This is a genomic window from Psychrobacter sp. AOP7-A1-24, from assembly GCF_052376235.1.
In the GTDB taxonomy this organism is placed as follows: domain Bacteria; phylum Pseudomonadota; class Gammaproteobacteria; order Pseudomonadales; family Moraxellaceae; genus Psychrobacter.
Window position 1 is genome coordinate 177,205 of sequence record NZ_JBQSVM010000001.1, and the last position, 20,956, is coordinate 198,160.

Here is a 20,956-nt window from a genome sequence, read left to right on the forward strand (position 1 = left end):
TGATATTAAGATGATTTTTCATTTAGCTTGTTTGGTCACAGGTATTGAGGTTTTAGTGGTTCGCTGTGCTTGACGCGCTTGCTGGATAGTCAGCTGTTTAATGAGTGACTGTCGTTGTTTGCGGCTATAGATAATAAACGCCAACATCACGCCGATCGTTATCGCCCAGCACGACCACACAAAAACCCCATGCTTACCCATGGCGATGAATTCAGATACGCTATAAAAGTAAGGCTGCATAGTATTTTCCTAGCCGTTATTTGAGTTGACCACGAATGTATTCTTTAACCCACGCTTTGCCTTGATCACGGTATAGAATTAGCGTGTTAGTGCGATAAATTGCTAATGTCGCAACCAGTAAATAGCTACCGATAATCATCAGTAGCAAAGGCATCCACATATCTGCCGACATCTTCGGTGCTGCGGTCAAACTAAAGGTTGCGCCTTGGTGCAACGTATTCCACCACTCTACTGAGTACTTGATAATAGGCAGATTCACTGCACCCACGATAGACAAAATAGCAGCCGCTTTACCACGATTGGCCGTATGTTCAAAGGCAGCAAACAGTGCCATCACGCCCGCGTATAGAAACGCCAATATCAGCATTGACGTAAGGCGTGCGTCCCATACCCAGTAAGTACCCCATGTTGGCTTTGCCCAAATGGAACCTGTAAGCAAACTGATGACACATAGTAAAAACCCCATCGGGGCAAGTGCCTGCGCGACCAAACTGGCCGTCTTGATCTTCCATACCAAATAAATCACCCCTAAGACGGCAAGGGCAAAATAGATAGAAATGGCAATACTAGCCGCTGGAACATGGATAAAGATAATGCGATAGCTATTGCCCTGAAGATAATCAGGCGGCGCAAAAGCAAGGCCCCATACGCTACCAATGAGCAGACAAAGACTGGCCAATATCGCTAACCACTTAACCCAAGGGCTAAAGATACGAAAAAACTGCTTGGTACCCACAGTGGTCAAGAAACCCTGCCAAATGCGCTGCCATAAGCTAGGGGATGAGACGTTATTCAGGTTGGGCATGGGAAGAAACCTATTACACAGCTTACTGGCGATAAATAATGCGGTCTACACAAGCACCACGATCAACTCACCTGCTGGCGTTAAACACTGGATAGAATCTACAAAGAGCTGTTTACGTATTCAATTGACTATTATAGCAAAATTGCCAGTTTTCACCACGATGATAATACACAAGGTTTAGATGGCTAAGTTTAGATAATCGAATCTTGATAACTGGACTTTAGGATTACAGCAAGCAAATTACTTAATTCAGCCATGACATCTTTAAAGTGGTAGCAATCACCCAAGGCATGACCAAGACAGAAACAATACTTCCTGCTAGTAATAAGGCTAAAATAGGTAAACCATTAAGCCCAGAAACAAATAAATCAACCGCACCCGTAGCAAAAATTAATACTGGCAACTGCATCGGTAAAGCAATCAACGGAACCAATACCGCCCCATTCTTTAACGATAGCGTCAAGCTACTTGCGACTGCAGATAGCATTAGAAGCATTGGACTACCTGTCACGATAGAGGCCATCAATATCCATGCTTCAAACCAACTGAGCTGAAACAACGGCACGGCAAGCAAGCTAAGGACAGCCACAATACCACTACTAAAAACCCAATGAATGACCAGTCTAATCAGCACCCATAATGGTAGTGACGCTTTAGCCACGACCAATTGCGCCAGCGTACCATTATCAAGCGCAGGTTTGAATAATCCATCAACGCCCATTACCAGTGACAGCAACGCAGCAATCCACACTGCTGATACGCCCAGACGCTGCAATAGCGCAGGCTCACTACCGACTGCTAGCGGAAACAAAGTAATAATCACTAAGAACAGAACCAATGGATACAACCATTGCACCGCTCCTTGCTGCTTAACTTGCCATTCGCGACGCCAGAGCTGCATAAACCCAATACTGCGAGGTACTGCAACAATAGCATTTGGTTTTTCATTCATAGCGGCTACTGATCCTACTTGTATTGGACTGTCTGTCATTATTTGTCCTTGCACATATACTGATGGTACTGATAGCAATCAAACTTATACCATGTAATCTGACAAATCGAGCACTTGATTGGCAACACCGACTGCCTGATGACTGGTCATTAGTATCGACCCTCCAGCCTGTGTAAACTCGCATAACCGCTCTTCCATACGTGCCACCATATCGACATCTAACGCCGTGAAAGGCTCATCAAGTAACCAGATTGGTGTCACATCAGGAGTTAGTAGGTACAATCGCGCCAGTGTAATACGCCGCGTTTGACCAGCAGACAGATGGCTTGAGCTAATCGTTTCAAACCCTTGTAGCCCAACCCATGTGAGTGCGTCATCAATATCGGTAGCGCTTGGCGTGATACCATATAAATTCAGTAGAAATGTCAGGTTTTGCGCCACTGTCAGATTCGGATGAATACCCAACTGGTGCGAGACATATAACGGCTGAACTGGCAAACTCGACTGTCCTTGATAAGCAACCTCACCTGACAAAACAGGCAGTAGTCCTGCTAGTTGCATCAGCAGTGTGGTTTTTCCTGTCCCATTTGCCCCGATTAGATGGCAAATACTACCGGCAGATAGCTGCAACGCAACTCCTTCGCATAGCGGTATCTCACCGCGCTGAACCGTCAGCTCATCAAGCGCAAGTAAAGGCGTATCCAAAACCGTCATCAAAACCTCTGGCTATTTATCAAGCAACAGTCAATATTCATCACAAACAAAGGCAATGTTCGTGGCATAATACCCTATGCTCGCTACAAACACACAGTATAACAAATTGTCGATTACTCTGACTTCAAAAAGTACGACCTCAAAAAATACAACTTTAAAATATGATTTCAAAACCTATGCCGACTTCACTAGATAGCCAAAAACCTAATACTGCTGCAGAAACTAAAAATGACAACGCAGACACTAATTTGTCAAAAGAACAGCCTGTCAGCCGTTTGACAGTAGATAGCTTGATCGATGCTCAAGTTAACTTTATACAGCAGTGGCTACACAATCAAGCTGAGCCACTAGTGATGGAGGCTTGGCAATGGTTTGGTGCACAGCCTTTAAGTAAATATATCACCTGTGACCATTTACAGCAGCTGGTGAAAGACTGGCTGTTAAGTCAGCCAATGACTGAAGTAATGCGTACTGATATCCGTGATATTTTGCACACTATTATTTATCATCCAGTCAATGACAACGTACCTTTGTCTGAACTGGTCGACGATACTCAAGTTGAAACTTTGGCCAACTATGTCGGCAGCCATGAGCAGCAGCGTAACATACTGATTCATACGCTGGTCGGTAACGAAACCTTTGCAGATTTATTGACCCAAACACTCTATCACGCTATCAATGATTTTATGGAAAGTACGCTTGATAAAGCAGGTGGCGTTGGTAAATTGATGAAGCTTGGTCGTAGCTCTTTTGAAAAGGCGACCAACAGAAACCTTGATGAAAAACTGCAAACGTACCTGCATCGCAATATCAAAGATTTGACGCGCAAAGCTGAAGCTAATGCACAAGAGCACCTATCCAACGAAGAAGTTGCACGCTTGATGGTCATGGGCTGGGATCGTATCAAAGACCAACCGATCAGTGAACTACAAACTTACTTAAGCGATGAGCCTGGCAACAGTAGCATTGACCATATCGAAGCCAGTATCCAGCAAAGCTACAACCGTCTGCGACTGTCACCGTATCTGCATAGCTTAGTATCATCAAGCATCGATACTTGGTATGCCAATCATCAGTCTGACACGATGGCGACCATCGCTGCGAGTTTGCACATTGATGACGCAGCCATGAAACAGTGTAGTACTGCTCTACTGCCTATAGTGTACGATGTTCTTGAGACGCCTTGGTTGACAGCTCATATCCGTGAAATGCTAGAAGCGTTTTATGCACAGCCTACTATCAAAGAAAGTTTGGCATTCACTCACGATTAATTTATAACCCCTATTTGTCAGCATACTATTATGAGTCAACGCAATAAACTTAGCTTGTGGCAAAAGATCAAACGGTTACTGACTGCTTCCGCACCTCAGTCAGTTGTCAATGAGGCAAGCGAGCACGCACACTCACCACTTACTGAGAGCATGACTGATAATACAGCGAATATATCGGCTGATATTCCTAATATCAGCACTCAAGCTACTGATATCAATGCCTCTGATATCTCTCATGAATTAGAGGCAAAGCAAGGCAGCGAACAGCATAACGCTCAAGCAAATGCATCTCAACTCAAAACTGATAGCTTAGAAACCGATAGCGCCAATGCAGAACCCCAAAACCAAAGTCACACCCCTATCGTCAACTGTTTAAAACAATACTTCAATGACAAGCAGTGGCACTATACGCATTATCAACCCAAAACCAACGACAGCCAACAATCACATCATCTATCCTTGAGAATGCGTCACAAACAAATAAACTGTGGCTATCTGTTTCGGGTGCAAGAAAAAAACAAGCTACTGGCCGTCTACGGTATCTTGCCATTTTTGATACCAGATAGTCATCAAAGTGCCGCGATGCTACTCATCACCCAAATCAACTACGATATGCTAATCGGCAATCTAGAGATGGATGTTAACGATGGTGAGATACGCTACAAAAATGCCATCGATGTCGAAGCGGTTGGGATTGATAATGAGATCATTGAGCATTTACTACAAAGCGTGGTTGCGATGACCACTGTCGCCAACGAGCTGTTTGTGGATTTGATTAATAATCAATATCCTGCTGAAGATATGCAGACGCTACTCTTGGAGTTACGCCAACAGATAGACGCACGGACATTCTTTTTGCCAACTCAGTTTGTTCAATAACTTAGCTTGTTTAATGATTCAGTTCATTCAACCACCCAACTCATTCAATGAACTCGCTTTTCGATCAAGCTATAGTTAACGACAACTCTTACTTACGTCTTTATTCATCTATCTAAAAAACCATCAATACTAAGCTAGAATTATTATGCTAAAAATTGCCTACTCTGACGTCTTTCGCTACTCCGTACCAGAAAAGCACCGCTTTCCCATGCAAAAGTACATTATGATTCCTGAGCGTCTGCTGGCAGAAGGGACTATCAGCCAAGATAATTTTTTTGCTCCTGCTCGCTTGAGCGAAGATGAGATTTTGACCACTCATACCGCCGAGTACTGGCATCAGCTTAAAACCCAAACACTGCCGCGCAAGGCTGCTCGTACGATCGGATTTGAGATGACGCCTCAGTTGGTCGAGCGTGGACGTTATATTGCCCATGCAACATATGAGTGCGCGCTATATGCTCAGCAATATGGCGTAGCCATGAATGTCGCAGGCGGCACCCACCACTCATTTGCTGGTCATGGAGAAGGGTTTTGCGTTTTTAATGATGTCTGTATCGCTAGTAATTTACTACTAAATCGTGGACAGGCACAAAAGATTTTAGTTATCGATTTGGATGTTCATCAGGGCAATGGTAACGCCAGCATTATGACAAATGAGCCACGCGTCTTTGTCTTTAGCATGCATGGTGCCAAGAACTATCCGTTTCGTAAACAAGTATCAGACTTAGATATTGAACTAGACGATGATACAGGTGATGCTGAGTATTTACAGATATTAGAATATACGCTGCCACGTTTAATCTCTGAAGTTGCACCAGATATGATTTTTTATCAGTCTGCGGTCGACGTACTCGCGACCGATAAGCTAGGCAAACTTGGCTTGACACAAGCAGGTTGTAAGGCACGTGATGAATATGTCCTGCAGCAAGCAAAAGCCGCTAATATTCCTGTTGCTATCGTGATGGGCGGCGGCTACTCAGAAGATATCGAAGATGTGGTCGAAGCGCACTGCAATACCTTTCGTTTGGCAAAGCAGATATTTTTTGAAGAATTGGTCTAATAAGATATCGGTGACAAGGTAAAGATGATTTCTGAACTGAAATGGCTTGTATAGTTTATCTATAACAATGCGGTAATACCTTGCCAGCCAACGCGTATCCCAAGCACGATTAAGATTAATAAAATAAGCTGACGGAAACGTGCTTGCGGTAAGTAACGACGCAAGCGGATTCCAACTAAAAGTGTGACTATAGACAGTACACTCAAAAAAGCAATCAGCTGCCACTCGCCACTGCTCAATGCCATGATGGGCTCACGTAACACGATAATTTGGGCAATCTTTCCTAAGAAATAGCACATATTGCCAACTTTGGCGATGGTATTTTTATCATCACTGGCAGACAGCAGATACATCATCAATATCGTCGACATGGCGTTGGTCGAGCCGCCAATAACACCTGCACCAAAGCCAACGGCTATCAACATAGGCCTAGTATTTGGTAAACGGATTTGCTTGCCGAGTAAGCTACTCACAACGTAGAAGGCAATGACCGCGGCCAACAACAAGAGAATATAAGCGCTATCGACCCATAGCAATAGCTTCGCACCTAAAATGCTACCTAGTAGACTGGTAAGCGCAAGTAACCAATAGCGTCTGCCATAGTAGATAAAGTTTTGCCAAATGGTGCGCTCACCGCCGACTAGCCAAGTCATGGCATTGACTACTAGCGAAGGGAAAATTACTAATACAATGGCGTGTTGTAGTGGGTACATGCTAGCAAGCGCAGTGGTCGTCACTAGCGTTGCACCCAGTCCACTAATACCGTGTAGCAGTGAAGCAAGCGCAAAAATGACCGTCAGTACTAGCATCTGAGTGCTATCGTTACCAGCTATATTTATCATATCGGTCACACCATTTTAGGCTCAGCGTCTGTATCTATACACTATCTACAAGCTAGCTATCAGACTTAGCGCCTGTATTTTTAACTATTTTTACGTTGACCGATTGTTTCACCGATGATGCTAGCTAACTGCTCAGCAATTTTGTCTTTACTGGTTTTTTCAAGTGCTACCGCGTCACGCTCATAGCACTCAGAGAAAAATACCTGCATAGCATTGTCATCACTGGCAAAACCAATATCTGCACGCGAGACATCATTACAGGCAATCATATCTAAATCTTTTGCGACCAACTTACCACGGGCATAACGCTCGACATCTTGCGTTTCTGCTGCAAAGCCAACGACAAACAGCTCTGGATCCGCAAGAGAAATGGTCGCTAAAATATCAGGGTTTTTAACCAGACTGAGCGTCATGGCATCTTGCGTTTTTTTGATTTTTTGCGGTGCGGCTTCTTCCGTACGATAATCTGCCACGGCTGCGGTCGCAATAAAGATATCTGCTTTCACATATTGGCTGCCATCATGAGACTGTAATGAGTCATGGTTGACGTTATGGACGTTTACATCGTCATCACCGCAACCACAGTCGCCATGATGATGTTCGTGAGAATGATTGTGCTCATCTTCATAGACCAATTGCAGCTCGCTATGCGTGCCATCCACACATTGCTGCGCCGCTGTCAGCATATCTTCGGCAGACAATACGTCGATCCGTGTGACATTAAGCGGTGTAGGCAATGCAACTTTACCACCAGCTATTAAGACAACGTCTGCACCAGCAGCGACACAGGCACGCGCCAATGCAAAGCCCATTTTTCCTGAAGAATGGTTAGACAAATAACGTACAGGATCAATCGCTTCTACTGTTGGACCTGCGGTAATGACCACTCTTTTGCCTGCCAGCAGTTGCGGCGTTGTATTCATCGCGATGAACAGTAATACCTCATCCAACAATTGCTCAGGCTCAGGCAAGCGCCCTGCTCCGACATCACCGCACGCTTGCTCACCGCTGGCTGGTTGGATAATTTGATAATTCATATCGCGCAATGTTTGCACGTTTAGGTCAACTGCTGGATGTGCCCACATCTGCTGGTTCATAGCAGGAGCGATAATAATAGGCGCAGTAGTAGCAAGGCACACTGTGGTCAATAGATCATCGGCCATACCCATAGCCAGACGCGCAAGCGTATTGGCAGATGCAGGTGCAATCACGATTAAATCGGCCCACTTAGCCAGCTCAATATGTCCCATGCCTGCCTCTGCTTGTTCATCGAGCAATGAGACATGTACCTCGTTACCTGTCAACGCTTGTAGCGTCAGTGGTGTGATAAATGCTTGTGCACCTGTCGTCATGATAACGCGCACATCAAAACCCGCCTTAACTAACAAGCGGGCAAATATAGCAGATTTATAAGCGGCGATACCGCCAGTAATAGCAAGCACAATATTGGACATAAGCGTGACTTCAATAAAAAAGTAAAAAGATAAAATTGCGCTTATAGTAACAATTATGAGATAAATTGGGTAAGATTTTCCGTATCTATCTCGATAACGAGTATCAACCCATTTTCAAGGAGTGACAATGGCGATCAAAGACTGGCATGAGGATGACAGGCCACGCGAAAAACTTTTAAAATTTGGTGCAGCTCATTTGTCTGATGCAGAGATACTGGCTATATTTTTGCGGACAGGCACTCAGTCACAGTCAGCGATTGAATTAGCGCGGCATTTGATTGATCAGTTTGGTAGCTTAGCCGAACTATTGGCCGCTCCTCAAAAAACAGTGCTTGCCTGCCATGGTATTGGCCCTGCAAAATACGCCCAAATATTAGCCTCCCTTGAGATGGGTACGCGCTATCTAGACAGTCAACTCAAAACTGGGCAGTCGCTCGGCCGCTCACAAGCGGTCAAAGATTATATCAGTACCCAGCTGCGGGGTGAGCGTCGTGAAGTATTCGCGGTACTCTGTCTGGATAACGCTCTCAACCTTTTAAACTTTGAAATACTATTTACTGGTGGCATCTCATCATGTTCAGTCTGTATCAAGCACGTACTGCGACATGCATTAAGTCACGCTGCTAGCCAACTTATTATCGCCCACAATCATCCTCATACCGATGCCAAGCCGTCGACGGCAGATAACTTACTGACCTATGAATTAAAAAAGGCCTGTGATTTGTTAGATATCTCGCTTGTCGATCACATTATCGTTGGACGTAATGATACTTTGTCTTATGCCGAAAGCTGTACTGCCCCTTTTGGCTAGCTTATTTGTTAATTATAGATAGTAGCTAGTTATAGATGACAGCTGGCTATGTAATCTACGTAGCTGCTTGTCAAACCTCCAAACCATCATGTTTGATACATATCATCGACAGAGCGTAGCATTTTGGCTCTTGATAGTTATAGACAACTGTTTCATATTAGTAGCCATTATTGTCATTTATTTGTCAATTACTTGCTAGGCCGTTAATACTAGTATTTGAAAGACGTAGAATCGAACACTTAGTGATTAACAAACCATTCGACATACTTATAAAACAGTTAGTGGCAAGACGAAAAATAATTATAGTCAGTTCTTTCACTCACGTACTTTTCGCAGTTTTTATTCAGCATTTTAAAGGAGATAGTCATGGCAATTGGCTTATTTATTTTGGCAGTCGTCATACAGTTAGCCGTGGTCTTGGCCATCTTTTTGTTGTCCTTATCACGGGTCACGGGTAGCATCGTCGCCCTAGTTACGGTTATCGTCACCGCGATTATCAGTTCATGGTCGCTCATTTTGGGTATACCACTAGCACTACTGTGCTTAGTGCTACTTATATCGCCGTTACGTCAATCACTTATTACTAAGCCTGTCTATAAGGCACTAGGCGGCGCGATGCCGAGTATGAGTGATACGGAGCGTGAAGCGCTTGATGCGGGTACTAGCTGGTGGGAAAAAGAGCTATTCATGGGTGCGCCAAACTGGGATACCTTTGCTAACTATCCTTATCCGCAGCTTTCAGAAGAAGAGCAAAGTTTCATTGATAACGAAGTAGAAACCTTATGTGTCATGCTTGATGAGTGGCAAATTCAGCATAAAGATAAAGACCTATCGCCTGAAGCATGGCAATTTATCAAGAGTAATGGCTTTTTAGGTTTAATCATTCCAAAAGAGTTTGGCGGTTTGGAATTTAGCTCTTATGCGCAAAGTCGTGTAATGAGCAAGATTGCTTCGCGCTCGCCAACGGCTGCTGTGACCTGCATGGTTCCAAACTCGCTCGGTCCTGGTGAGCTATTGATGCACTATGGTACAGAAGAGCAGAAACAGCGCTGGTTACCAGGTCTTGCAAAGGGCGATGAAGTGCCCTGTTTTGGTTTGACTGGGCCCGAAGCTGGCTCTGATGCAGGTGCAATTCCTGATACGGGTGTGGTTTGCTACGGTGTGCATGAAGGCGAGCAAGTGCTCGGCCTACGTATGAACTTCTCAAAGCGCTGGATTACTTTGGCACCTATCGCTACTGTCGTTGGTTTAGCATTCAAAATGCACGATCCAGAAGGTCTGCTTGGTAACCCTGAAAAAACCGATTATGGCATTACTTGTGCTCTGGTTCCCGCTGACCATGAAGGCGTCATAACAGGGCCACGCCATAACCCAATCGGTTCACCATTTATGAATGGTACGGTCGATGGTAAAGATGTCTTTATTCCGTTAGATTACATTATTGGTGGCGTTGAGAACGCTGGTCGCGGTTGGCGTATGCTGATGGAGTGCTTGGGCGTTGGGCGCGGTATCTCTTTACCTGCTTTGTCGACATCAGCCAGTGAAATGACCTATCTGTCTGTCAGTGCATTCGCAAAAGTTCGTGAACAGTTTAAGATATCAATAGGTAAGTTTGAAGGTGTACAAGACGCCACTAGCCGCATGGCGAGTAACACCTATATGTTAGAGGCGTTCCGTCATTTAGTCACTTGCGGACTGAACCAAGGTGGTACACCATCTGTCATGACGGCCATGGCAAAATACTACGCGACTGAAACCATGCGTAGTGTGGTCAACGACGGTATGGATGTAGTCGGTGGACGTGCTGTACAAATGGGTCCACGCAACTTCTTGGCCACGCCTTATCAAGCAATTCCTGTCTCTATCACCGTTGAAGGCGCAAACATTCTGACGCGCTCACTCATGATCTTTGGTCAAGGTGCGATGCGTTGCCACCCTTACCTGTTTGACGAGCTTCAATTACTACAAAGCGAAGATAAAGCTGATGCTACTAAAAAATTCGATATCCTTTTCTTTAAGCATTTAGGTTATACGTTTAACCGTGGGGCAAAAGCATTTGTAGCAGGTTACGTTGGTGGTAGTAATGATGCACCAAATTTCGCTGATGCTTTTACCCGTCCTTACTACAAACATATCAACCGACTAAGCGCGAGCTTTGCCTTGACTGCTGATATGGCATTAGGTCTATTAGCAGGCGATTTAAAGCGTAAAGAAATGCTCTCTGGTCGTTTGGCAGATATCCATAGCCACTTATTTATTGCGACTGCTATTTTGCAATTCTATGAGCATGGCAGCAAATCTGAATCTGAACGCTTGCATGCTGAAGTTGCGCTACAGACTAGCTTATATACGATTCAAGAAGCCTTTGTTTCTTTCTTTGCCAATTTCCCTAATCGTATTGCAGCCAATGTGGTTAGCTTCGTAACTTTCCCAAGTGGACGTATCTTTACCCCTGCAAGCGATGAGCTCAAACGCCAATTGGGTGATACTTTCATGGATGACTTTGCAGCCAATCCGTTCCGCGACTACCTCAAAACCATGGTTCATTATAATACCGATGTAGATGACGTGACTGGTCGTATGGAACATGCTTATCAGACTCTAATCGAGATTGAACCATTGTGGCAGAAGTTTAAAAAGGCGGAGCATAAGGACAGCTTTGAAGGGTTAACCTTTGAAGACCATGTGGTACACGCCAGTCAAAATGGTGGTATTACCGAAGAAGAGGCTGAAGTGCTCATTCAATATAACGCCATGCGTTTTGATTCATTATTGACTGATACATTTGATGCACACCTATCAGAAGCGCTAGAACGTGACAATCCACATGCTCTTGAAAATGCAGTTCACCAATTGACTGACTATGCAGAGCTAAAAAGACAAGCTCAAAGCAGAAACGGTATCGCTGCGGATAGCAATGCATCTGCCGTTGATGAGTTATCCGCTGAGGAACTAGATAATACTACCAATACAGACAACCATACTGGCGATGCCAACCCTAACCATGGGTATGAGAGTGATGGCGATGTAGAGTTGGTCAGTGAGCAAGATACTGTCGAAGAAGTAAACTCGCAGACAGATTTTGAAGAGTCAGAACCTAAAGTAGAGGCACTAGATCGTCGCCATCGTGATGCTGAATCACATCTTAATGAGCGCATGGGTAACAACCATAATCGTCACATTGCACCATCTGACGAAACAAATACTGAAGCGAGTGATAATGACATTAAACCATTAGATCGCCAGTCTCCTTCGCCGCGTGAGGAGGATGATAAGGTTTAATGGTCTACTCTATTTTTAATATTATAATTAGACACTGGGTTTAATTATAATTTATAGTAAAATTTTCACTTCTTATCAGCCAGACTATCTATAAACGATAGTCTGGCTTTTTTTAGTTCTACCGAAAAATTGAACCCAATCAATCGTATAAATACTACACTTCTCTTTCCATTTTAATAACTTGGAATCACTAGCTCTATATAAATAGTTTGATACGTTCACTTATTCTAAGCGCTCTTTCATAAATATTTTGTTTCATATGAGAAACAAACCGTTTAGAATAAATATTGACTGTATTATGGGCACATAGTTATAACGAGAAATGTACATTTAGAATAAAATCAGAAAAAAATCTTGCAGTGCCCTTAGCTATTCTTTTATATTGTCCACGAAAATGTGACATCGAGCGACAATCACAGGAACTTAATAGTCATAACAAGCTTTGCAGTAAGGCTGATAAGTACAATCATGTTGGCTACTAAACACTTACTATAAAGCTGTTATGCACACAAAGGATATGAATTATGTGGAAGAATTTGGGACTGACGGGCAAGATCATTGTTGCCATGGTGCTCGGTATTGGACTGGGCCTATTTCTAAACTACTCAGGACTAAACGGCGAAGGTAGTTTTGTTGATACTTATATTACTAATGGCTTCCTCGCCATTGTCGGTAAGCTATTTGTCAACTCGCTAAAAATGTTGGTCGTACCTTTGGTGCTTATCTCACTGATTTGCGGTGTATGCGGTATTGGTGATATTCGCTTACTTGGACGTATTGGTACCAAAACATTCATTATTTATATGTTTACCACTGCGCTTGCTATTGCAACTGCGATTGGCCTTGGTTCGCTATTCGGTATCGGTAAAGGCATGAATATCGCATCTGAAGCTGAGTTTGAAGCAGCGTCAGCGCCGCCTCTACTTGATGTGTTCTCTAACATTGTCCCATCGAACCCCATAAGCGCTATGGCAAATGGCGATATGTTATCGATCATCTTCTTTGCTATCTTGATCGGTGTCAGTATCTTGATGGTAGGTAAACCTGCTAAAGGCTTAGTGCAAAGTCTAGAGCTGATCAACGAAGTCATCTTAAAGATGGTGACGATCATCATGAACCTCGCACCATATGGTGTATTTGCTCTGTTGACCAAAGCAATGGCAGAGTTAGGTTTAGACCTGATCTGGTCACTACTTGGCTATGTCGCGGTATTGGTCGGTTCATTGGCCTTCCACTTCTTTATTACAATGATGATTGTACTTAAGATCGCATCAGGTCTCTCTATCAAGACGTTCCTGGCAAAAATGCGTGAAGTTCAAATCTTTGCTTTTAGTACATCAAGCTCGAACGCGACGATTCCTATTACGTTGCGTACTGTGACCAAGCGTATGGGTGTAAATAACTCAGTTGCCTCGTTCACTGTTCCTTTTGGTGCGACCATTAACATGGATGGTACGGCCATTATGCAGGGTACTGCGACCATCTTTATTGCCAATATTTATGGTATTGATTTGGGCATAACCGAATACTTAACCGTTATCTTGATGTCAGTACTGGCCTCTGTTGGTACGGCTGGTGTGCCTGGTGTTGGTCTCATCATGCTGTCTATGGTATTTGCTCAAGTAGGTCTACCAATCGAAGGTATCGGTCTAATCTTGGGTGTGGATCGTATTCTTGATATGTTACGTACTGCTGTAAACGTGGGCGGTGACGCTGCTGTTACCACTATCGTGGCAAAATCAGAAAACAAAATGGATCTGGCTATTTACAACGATCCTAACGCTGGCGCAAAAGACGTATTTGATGGTCACATCGATGAAGACAATGGACGTGAATTCTCTGAAGTCTTTAGTGATGGCATCATGGGAAGTGAATACGACGATGTTGATCGTCGCCACTAATCCAATCTTGCTAGATGAAAGTGCATAAAATAGAAAACCTCAGTCAAATTGGCTGAGGTTTTTTTATAGGCAATAATCAATAACCAGTCAATAGTAATAGTTGATACTATTTAGCTAACAGCCAATTAGCCAAACACATACTTAGTCAGCATTGCCAAACAGACCAATACAATCACTGGGCGAATCAATTTGCTACCGCCTTTGACCACCATATGTGAGCCAAAATAAGCGCCGATGGTTTGTCCAACCATCATCGCCAACCCCACTTTCCACAGTACGTTACCGCCTAAAATAAAGAAAATTAACGAGCCAATGTTGGTCGATAAATTCAATACTTTAGCTGCGCCTGTCGCCTCGATAATTTGACGACCGCGCAATGCCACATTGCCAAGCGCAAAGAACATACCAGTACCCGGACCAATATAACCATCATAAAAACCAATCAATGGCGCTACTACTTTTTGCCACTTGCTCTCTGAGATACGCGGCGCCGCTTCTACTTCACCCAATCTAGGAGCAAATAGCGTATAGATACCGATAGCCGCGATCAAAAATGGAATTACTTTTTCAAGCAAGTCAGGTGGTGACATCTGTACAGCGATGGTACCGATAACAGAGCCAATAAAAGCGGCGATGATGGCTACTTTGATACGTTGTGGTTTGACCACCCCTTTTTTAATCATGGTGATAGACGCAGCGAGCGCGCCTGATGCTGCTTGCAACTTATTGGTACCGAGCGTCAATACTGGTGGAATATTGGCCAGTAGCATGGCAGGGATCGTCAATAGTCCGCCGCCGCCCGCAATAGCATCAATAAATCCTGCCAAAGCAGCTACCGCTGTAAGCATTAAAATAATCTCTAACGAGAAAGTTAAGTCCATGACACTGACCTGCAAAATTTTATAAGAAAGAAAAAGGAGTTCTAGGATAAGACTAAAGTGTCACTATTGATAAGCTGACCGCTTACCAGTACTGGCAAAAGAAATAACGACACGTCGTACAGCGCTGCTCATTATAAAGATAAAACCGCAAAAAAAGCCAAAAACGTCACAAAGTCTGCTAAATTTGTTCAATAACGTTCCGAATATACTCAATCAAATAGCCACTTATTAAAAAGATGTAACGACTTACAACTATTGTGCTCGTTAAATCCTCTTTATAATATTGCTATTGTGAATATAAAACAGTAGACCGTTAGCGTTGGCTCGACGTATTTTGTTGTCTATATTGATAAGAGTATGAGAAACTGTTTCTGTCTATTTGCTACTTCAACATTATAAGTAGCGCAGACATTGATGGATATTTGAGGTTATTTAGTAAATTGCACTTAGCGAATGAGGATGATATGGCAATACGAAGGATTAAGGCATTTTTTGAATTTGAGGCAGCAGGCGGAATCGTCTTAGCATTGGCTGCCGTTGCTGCAATGATCATTGCCAACTCCCCTCTTAATGTGTGGTACGAAAGTTTTATCCACGCACCAGTTGCGATTCAAATTGGTGACTTTGCTATTGCAAAAGATGCTCACCACTGGATCAATGATGGTCTGATGGCAGTGTTCTTTTTCTTGGTTGGATTAGAGCTTAAGCGCGAAGTACTGATTGGTGAGCTGTCCAACGTCAAGCAAATCATTCTACCAGCTGGTGCAGCATTGGGCGGCATGATTATGCCAGCGATTGTATATATACTTTTTAATCTCAATGAGCCTGAGTATTGGAAGGGCTGGGCAATTCCTGCTGCAACCGATATCGCATTCGCACTTGGTATTTTAAGCCTGTTAGGTAGCCGCGTACCCAACTCCCTAAAAGTCTTCTTAGTCTCTATCGCTATTTTTGATGATATTGGTGCGATTTTGATCATCGCTCTATTTTATACCAGTGAATTGTCATTAGAGTCGTTAGCAGTAGCTGGTCTATGTCTGCCATTCTTATACCTGCTCAATCGTCGCAATGTGACCAATATCACGCCTTATCTGCTGATCGGTATCGTCATGTGGATTGCGGTACTCAAATCAGGTATCCATGCAACATTGGCAGGTGTGGTATTAGCATTATTTATCCCTATGTTTGACCGTACTGATCCTGAGCATTCTCCGCTAGAGGAGCTAGAGCATGATCTCCACAACTCTGTCGCCTTTGGTATTTTACCAATATTTGCTTTTGCTAATTCAGGCATCTCACTCGAGGGTGCAGGGCTTGCTGAGCTATTCCACTCAGTCCCACTAGGTATCGCTGCAGGCCTATTTATTGGTAAACAGGTAGGCGTTATGGTCATGTGCTGGTTAATCTTTAAGCTTGGTCTATCTACTATGCCAAAAGGCATGGACTATAAGCAAATATATGGCGCAGCATTATTATGCGGTGTTGGTTTCACCATGAGCTTGTTCATCGGTGGCTTGGCTTTCGCTGGCGACACCACTATGTTTGATGAGCGCTTAGGCATTATTATGGGTTCAATCGTCTCTGGTATCGCGGGTTATATCATGCTGAAAGTAAGCTTGAAAGACAATGTTAGCAGTACATCAGTCGATTTGACTCGTCCGCATTAATGGAGTTGAGAGTAGCTTATAGTAGTACTGCTGAATCGCAATACCACTTATAAGTTACTTTTATTTTGTTCATGTGTGCGTTATCGAAATATCTATAAGTGACTTAGCAATCAATCACAAAGCTGCATAATGTAGTTGATTGCTAGCATCGTTTATTTGCGTTCATAGTTATGATAGTTATCGGAGCTAACCGTGTACCGACCTATACACCGCGTTGTACGTCATCTGACATTGGGATTGTCTGTTTTCGGTAGTATCTATCTGTTAGCAGGCTGCGCAACACTATCAAAGCAAGAATGTCTCATGGGTGACTGGCAAACTATCGGTTATAACGATGGCGTCGCAGGTTATCATTCAGGCCGCTTAGCGTCCCATACCAAAGCCTGCGCTAAAGCCAGTGTCACACCTAACTATCAAGCGTGGGAACATGGTCGCAAGCTTGGTCTACAGCAATACTGTACTATCAGTAATGCCTACAATATTGGCAGACGTGGTCGTCAGTTAAACAACGTTTGCCCAATCACTATGGTCAATACATTGCAATCGGCTAATCGAAAAGGGTTAGATTACTACGCTTTAGACAGTCAGTTAGACGAAGACAATCGCCTCTTAGATACTTATCAATCAGAATTCGATAAATTAGAAAATGGTGAAATGCTCGATTTTGCTAATGAAAAAGAAGCCCGTGCAAGGCTACTATCGCTGTCTGATGAGATTCGTAATACTAAACGCCGTATTCAAGCGACGCGACAGCAATTGGATTCATTGAATCAGTCCAATAGTTTTTATGAATGATTATGATAAACAACTATCGTAATGCAAGTTTTACACTCTAAAGCGCGCTCTCACTCTGAAAATGGTACTTGATAACTATGGATAAAAAAATCATCAATACGGCAAGTACTCCAACTGACAAACCTGACCTCCAGTTATCGAATGCTTATCAGCGTCATGGACGTACCACTGATATCAATGACCATAGCGACTTACAAGTTTTAAAACGAATTAAGCGTTATCTATTACCAAAAGACTTTACGATCTCACCTGCTCTACTTGATGAAATCGTGGCAGGTTATGATATTGGTGACCCACTCGCAGACGCGTTAGCTGCTCAAAACATAAAATTTGTAAAGCCTTTACAGCAAACTATTCTCGGTAACCGTTTAAGTAACAATTTAAATAATAGTCTAAATAACGACCTTATAACCAATCCTTCATTTAGCGCGCTCACTGAGCAATTTAGCAGCCATCCCGACTGGTTCGACCCGAAGCTTGCCCAGATAGGGGCGGTTGCCTACCGCCGCTATCCATTAATGCTCATTTGGCTACTGCGTAATGTGGCCCTGATGGCAGGCTATAGCATTCCTGCTCTTTCACTACCGCTCATTCAGACGGGCGCACTGATGCACGATGCACTACCTCGATTGATGCGTACTTATGCCTATATCTTAGCCGTGTCTGAACACCCTTCATCCGATACAAGCACACGTAACCAACACAAACCTATCGATCAAGTGCTAGCTATCGGTTCTGAGGGTTGGCGTCAATCTATTCAGGTGCGTCAGATACATACCTTAGTACGGCAAAAACTACTCAAAGGAAAAGGCAATGCTGCCACAGGCGTGATACCAAATGCTGAACAACATCATAATTCTGATGGTAGTTGGAATACCGACTATTGGGGCATACCTATCAATCAAACCGATATGATTGCCACCCATTTGCAATTCTCATTACTGATTATGCGTGGACTACGATTGCTAGGCGCACGTATTAGTACAGAAGAAGCCGAAGGTATCTTACATCTATGGAATCTTGCCAGTTATTGGATGGGTGTTGATCTAGATCGCTTACCAAAAGATGAGGCCGCGTGTTGGGAGTGGCTCTATACCTATCTATCGGTACAGCAGCTAGACTTTAAGATGGGTCAACCACTAGCAAAAGCATTGCATGATTTACCTCGCCAGCTAATGGGTGAGGACAATCGCCGTGGGCGTTTTGTGGAAATGGTCAACGCAAGTGTCACTCGCACCTTGGTCGGTGATGATATTGGTGACGGGCTAGACTTACCAAAGTCAAAGATACGCTTTGGTGTGTTGTCCTCAGTACCAATTCTTTTTGCGCTCGATACCGCACGTCAGCGTAATGCGTCCGTTGCTCATAAGCTAGAGGCATTCCGTGCCAAACGCCAAGACAATATGAACTGGTGGCTTAAGAAAAATGATGATTATTATAAGTAAATAACTGTGTTGAGTAGATGACATCTATCAGCGTTTATTTGCTACGCGGTAATACCATTCTAGCTGTCGATCAAAGCCCGTTTCTAGTAGGTTTGCAATCACACGTCCTGTTAGTCCCCAAACCGTCTCACCATCGACTTGCCAGCTAGGTGTTAGGAGGGTCGCGATTTCTTCTTGCATCTTATACTCAATTTCATACTCTACAGTTGGTTGAGTCACTAATGACTCAAAATCTGCCCAAAAAATACGTGATATTTCTCCAACTTCAGGTACGAGTATTAGACCAGGAGCGATGAGTGCCACGATTGGACGTACGCTCAGACCACTTTTTGAAGTTTGAATAGGCAATTGACCAAGTAATTGGACTTTGTTGGGTGGTAACGCTGTCTCCTCACAGGCTTCACGCAATGCCGTCACGACGTTATTGCCATCCCCTATCTCATACTTACCACCAGCACAAGATACCTCGCCAGCATGACTATTCATATGGGCGGCGCGGCGTGTCAGTAGTAGTTTAGGCCTACGCTCATGGGTAATGGCGACCAATATTGAGGCATCGGCAATCGGTGTCTGATACAGACTGTCTAAAACACGGCTACTATGAGAGGTGTTCCGGGCCTCATACATCGCTGGACTTGTCAGCGTATTTAGAGTCTCATGTTGCACTCGTTCAGCTAACTGACGAAGCGTCGGATGTCGAATAAAACTAGGTACAGCGACTGATAGATTATCGAAACTCACAGCCTCCGGAGGGGATAACATTATAATTGCCCTATGTTTTTATCATTATTAAGTGGTATCAATAGCATCGTTCTTGTCTTTGTTCATTAAAAATACGGCTACTAAATAAAACCAGTAATATATTTATCTTTTTTGGCTATTTGATTGATTAGTATGGTCTCAATCACTACTGACCACTCACTAGACTAGCGCAATATAATAGTAGCTGCATGCTATTTATGTGACTGATTCATTGCTTATCAATGCTCAATGACGGCATTTTTAATAAATGATAGCCAGCCTTTCTGTGAAATGATACGTTACTGTTATCGTGATTCTGTCCGTCGATAATATGTGCTATCTTAAGACGATGGCTGTTTCTTAGAATAATATATTATATAGTTGAGCTCATATAAGTCAGGTACATCTATATTAGATACGTTTAAATGATTTACATTGTCAGGTTTAACCAATCTACTGCGTACAATATTTGTCTCATCACTCTTAAATCTGACTTAACCTAAAACAACGACACTGACACTTCAAAATATGGGTCTTATAATCTATAAAAAACATCATACACAATAACTTTTATAACAAGGTAGTTAATATGCACTATTGCCTCCAATGCGGTCATGAAGCAGAACGAAAGATCCCACCTACGGATAATATGCCGCGTTTGGTATGTCCAAATTGCAACTATATTCACTACGAAAACCCAAAAGTTATCTGTGGTTCGCTAGTCGTCCATGAAAATAAAGTATTACTCTGTCGCCGTGCTATCGAGCCACAATATGGCCTATGGACGATACCTGCAGGCTTCATGGAGAATGGCGAAACCATGGCTGAAGGCGCCGCGCGCGAGAGCTACGAGGAAGCCGATGCTGTGGTGCTGCATCCGCATTTATACTGCATTTATGACTTGCCAGATATTGGACAAATCTACTCTATCTACCTAGCCGATCTAAAAGACGGTGCGTATGGCACTGGCTCAGAAAGTCTCGAATGCGCATTATTTAGTGAAGAAGATATCCCATGGGATAAACTTGCATTTGAAGCTATTCGCCGTACTTTAAAAAGCTACTTTGCAGATCGCAAGCAGTTCAATGAGCTGTCTGAATTCCCGATTCATCAAGATAAAATTGGCAAAGATTTGAGTATCAAACGGTTTTAATCAACTACTTAACCGCAAAAAGCCAAGCATTATGCTTGGCTTTTTTGTACTTAATAATACATT

General features: G+C 43.4%; 18 protein-coding genes. 10 read left to right on the forward strand and 8 right to left on the reverse strand.

What is annotated here, in order from left to right:
- Positions 1-18: 18 nt before the first annotated feature.
- From ccmD to ccmA, 4 genes are all read right to left on the reverse strand, one after another.
- A complete protein-coding gene (ccmD, locus tag ACT3QQ_RS00800; protein ID WP_444526520.1) occupies positions 19-240 on the reverse strand; it encodes a heme exporter protein CcmD in 222 nt (73 codons plus the stop codon).
- 16 nt (positions 241-256) lie between these two features.
- Positions 257-1,045, reverse strand: coding sequence for a heme ABC transporter permease CcmC (gene ccmC / locus ACT3QQ_RS00805; protein ID WP_444526521.1), 789 nt, complete (start codon positions 1,043-1,045; stop codon positions 257-259).
- Between the two features lie 244 nt (positions 1,046-1,289).
- On the reverse strand, positions 1,290-1,946 hold the full coding sequence (locus ACT3QQ_RS00810; protein ID WP_444526565.1) for a heme exporter protein CcmB: 657 nt from the start codon (positions 1,944-1,946) through the stop codon (positions 1,290-1,292).
- 135 nt (positions 1,947-2,081) lie between these two features.
- Positions 2,082-2,711: a heme ABC exporter ATP-binding protein CcmA gene (ccmA, locus tag ACT3QQ_RS00815; protein WP_444526522.1), complete on the reverse strand. Its 630-nt coding sequence runs from the start codon at positions 2,709-2,711 to the stop codon at positions 2,082-2,084.
- 176 nt (positions 2,712-2,887) lie between these two features.
- Here ccmA and ACT3QQ_RS00820 point away from each other — a divergent pair, with 176 nt between their 5' ends.
- The 3 genes from ACT3QQ_RS00820 to ACT3QQ_RS00830 all read left to right on the forward strand — a co-directional run bounded on the left by ACT3QQ_RS00820 (position 2,888) and on the right by ACT3QQ_RS00830 (position 5,921).
- Complete coding sequence (locus tag ACT3QQ_RS00820; RefSeq protein ID WP_444526523.1) at positions 2,888-3,982, forward strand: hypothetical protein; 1,095 nt, start codon at positions 2,888-2,890, stop codon at positions 3,980-3,982.
- 30 nt (positions 3,983-4,012) lie between these two features.
- Positions 4,013-4,861 (forward strand): hypothetical protein, encoded by an 849-nt coding sequence (locus ACT3QQ_RS00825; RefSeq protein WP_444526524.1) that lies wholly within the window; start codon positions 4,013-4,015, stop codon positions 4,859-4,861.
- 145 nt (positions 4,862-5,006) lie between these two features.
- Positions 5,007-5,921 carry a histone deacetylase family protein gene (locus ACT3QQ_RS00830; protein WP_444526525.1) on the forward strand — a complete coding sequence of 305 codons (915 nt, stop codon included), beginning with the start codon at positions 5,007-5,009 and terminating at the stop codon, positions 5,919-5,921.
- A 59-nt stretch (positions 5,922-5,980) separates the two neighbouring features.
- On the opposite strand, the gene ACT3QQ_RS00835 is transcribed toward ACT3QQ_RS00830, so the two are convergent.
- Positions 5,981-6,763 carry a TSUP family transporter gene (locus ACT3QQ_RS00835; protein WP_444526526.1) on the reverse strand — a complete coding sequence of 261 codons (783 nt, stop codon included), beginning with the start codon at positions 6,761-6,763 and terminating at the stop codon, positions 5,981-5,983.
- Positions 6,764-6,843: 80 nt separating this feature from the next.
- The gene (coaBC, locus tag ACT3QQ_RS00840; protein ID WP_444526527.1) at positions 6,844-8,217 is read right to left on the reverse strand and encodes a bifunctional phosphopantothenoylcysteine decarboxylase/phosphopantothenate--cysteine ligase CoaBC; all 1,374 of its coding nucleotides are present in this window, start codon (positions 8,215-8,217) and stop codon (positions 6,844-6,846) included.
- Between the two features lie 127 nt (positions 8,218-8,344).
- On the opposite strand from coaBC, the gene radC reads away from it, so the two are divergent.
- The 3 genes from radC to ACT3QQ_RS00855 all read left to right on the forward strand — a co-directional run bounded on the left by radC (position 8,345) and on the right by ACT3QQ_RS00855 (position 14,211).
- The gene (gene radC, locus ACT3QQ_RS00845; protein WP_444523765.1) at positions 8,345-9,028 is read left to right on the forward strand and encodes a RadC family protein; all 684 of its coding nucleotides are present in this window, start codon (positions 8,345-8,347) and stop codon (positions 9,026-9,028) included.
- Positions 9,029-9,394: 366 nt separating this feature from the next.
- The gene (locus tag ACT3QQ_RS00850) at positions 9,395-12,310 is read left to right on the forward strand and encodes an acyl-CoA dehydrogenase (protein WP_444526528.1); all 2,916 of its coding nucleotides are present in this window, start codon (positions 9,395-9,397) and stop codon (positions 12,308-12,310) included.
- Positions 12,311-12,834: 524 nt separating this feature from the next.
- Positions 12,835-14,211 carry a dicarboxylate/amino acid:cation symporter gene (locus ACT3QQ_RS00855; RefSeq protein WP_444526529.1) on the forward strand — a complete coding sequence of 459 codons (1,377 nt, stop codon included), beginning with the start codon at positions 12,835-12,837 and terminating at the stop codon, positions 14,209-14,211.
- A gap of 125 nt (positions 14,212-14,336) precedes the next feature.
- Here ACT3QQ_RS00855 and ACT3QQ_RS00860 read toward each other — a convergent pair whose 3' ends face one another.
- Complete coding sequence (locus ACT3QQ_RS00860) at positions 14,337-15,092, reverse strand: TSUP family transporter (RefSeq protein ID WP_444526530.1); 756 nt, start codon at positions 15,090-15,092, stop codon at positions 14,337-14,339.
- Between the two features lie 464 nt (positions 15,093-15,556).
- Between ACT3QQ_RS00860 and nhaA the strand changes: the two genes are divergently transcribed.
- The 3 genes from nhaA to ACT3QQ_RS00875 all read left to right on the forward strand — a co-directional run bounded on the left by nhaA (position 15,557) and on the right by ACT3QQ_RS00875 (position 18,999).
- A complete protein-coding gene (gene nhaA, locus ACT3QQ_RS00865) occupies positions 15,557-16,759 on the forward strand; it encodes a Na+/H+ antiporter NhaA (protein WP_444523769.1) in 1,203 nt (400 codons plus the stop codon).
- A 192-nt stretch (positions 16,760-16,951) separates the two neighbouring features.
- Positions 16,952-17,554: a DUF2799 domain-containing protein gene (locus tag ACT3QQ_RS00870; protein ID WP_444526531.1), complete on the forward strand. Its 603-nt coding sequence runs from the start codon at positions 16,952-16,954 to the stop codon at positions 17,552-17,554.
- 77 nt (positions 17,555-17,631) lie between these two features.
- The gene (locus tag ACT3QQ_RS00875) at positions 17,632-18,999 is read left to right on the forward strand and encodes an oxygenase MpaB family protein (protein WP_444526532.1); all 1,368 of its coding nucleotides are present in this window, start codon (positions 17,632-17,634) and stop codon (positions 18,997-18,999) included.
- Positions 19,000-19,026: 27 nt separating this feature from the next.
- Here ACT3QQ_RS00875 and ACT3QQ_RS00880 read toward each other — a convergent pair whose 3' ends face one another.
- Positions 19,027-19,761 (reverse strand): NUDIX hydrolase, encoded by a 735-nt coding sequence (locus ACT3QQ_RS00880; RefSeq protein WP_444526533.1) that lies wholly within the window; start codon positions 19,759-19,761, stop codon positions 19,027-19,029.
- A 568-nt stretch (positions 19,762-20,329) separates the two neighbouring features.
- Between ACT3QQ_RS00880 and ACT3QQ_RS00885 the strand changes: the two genes are divergently transcribed.
- Positions 20,330-20,893 carry an NUDIX hydrolase gene (locus ACT3QQ_RS00885; protein WP_444526534.1) on the forward strand — a complete coding sequence of 188 codons (564 nt, stop codon included), beginning with the start codon at positions 20,330-20,332 and terminating at the stop codon, positions 20,891-20,893.
- Positions 20,894-20,956: the final 63 nt, after the last annotated feature.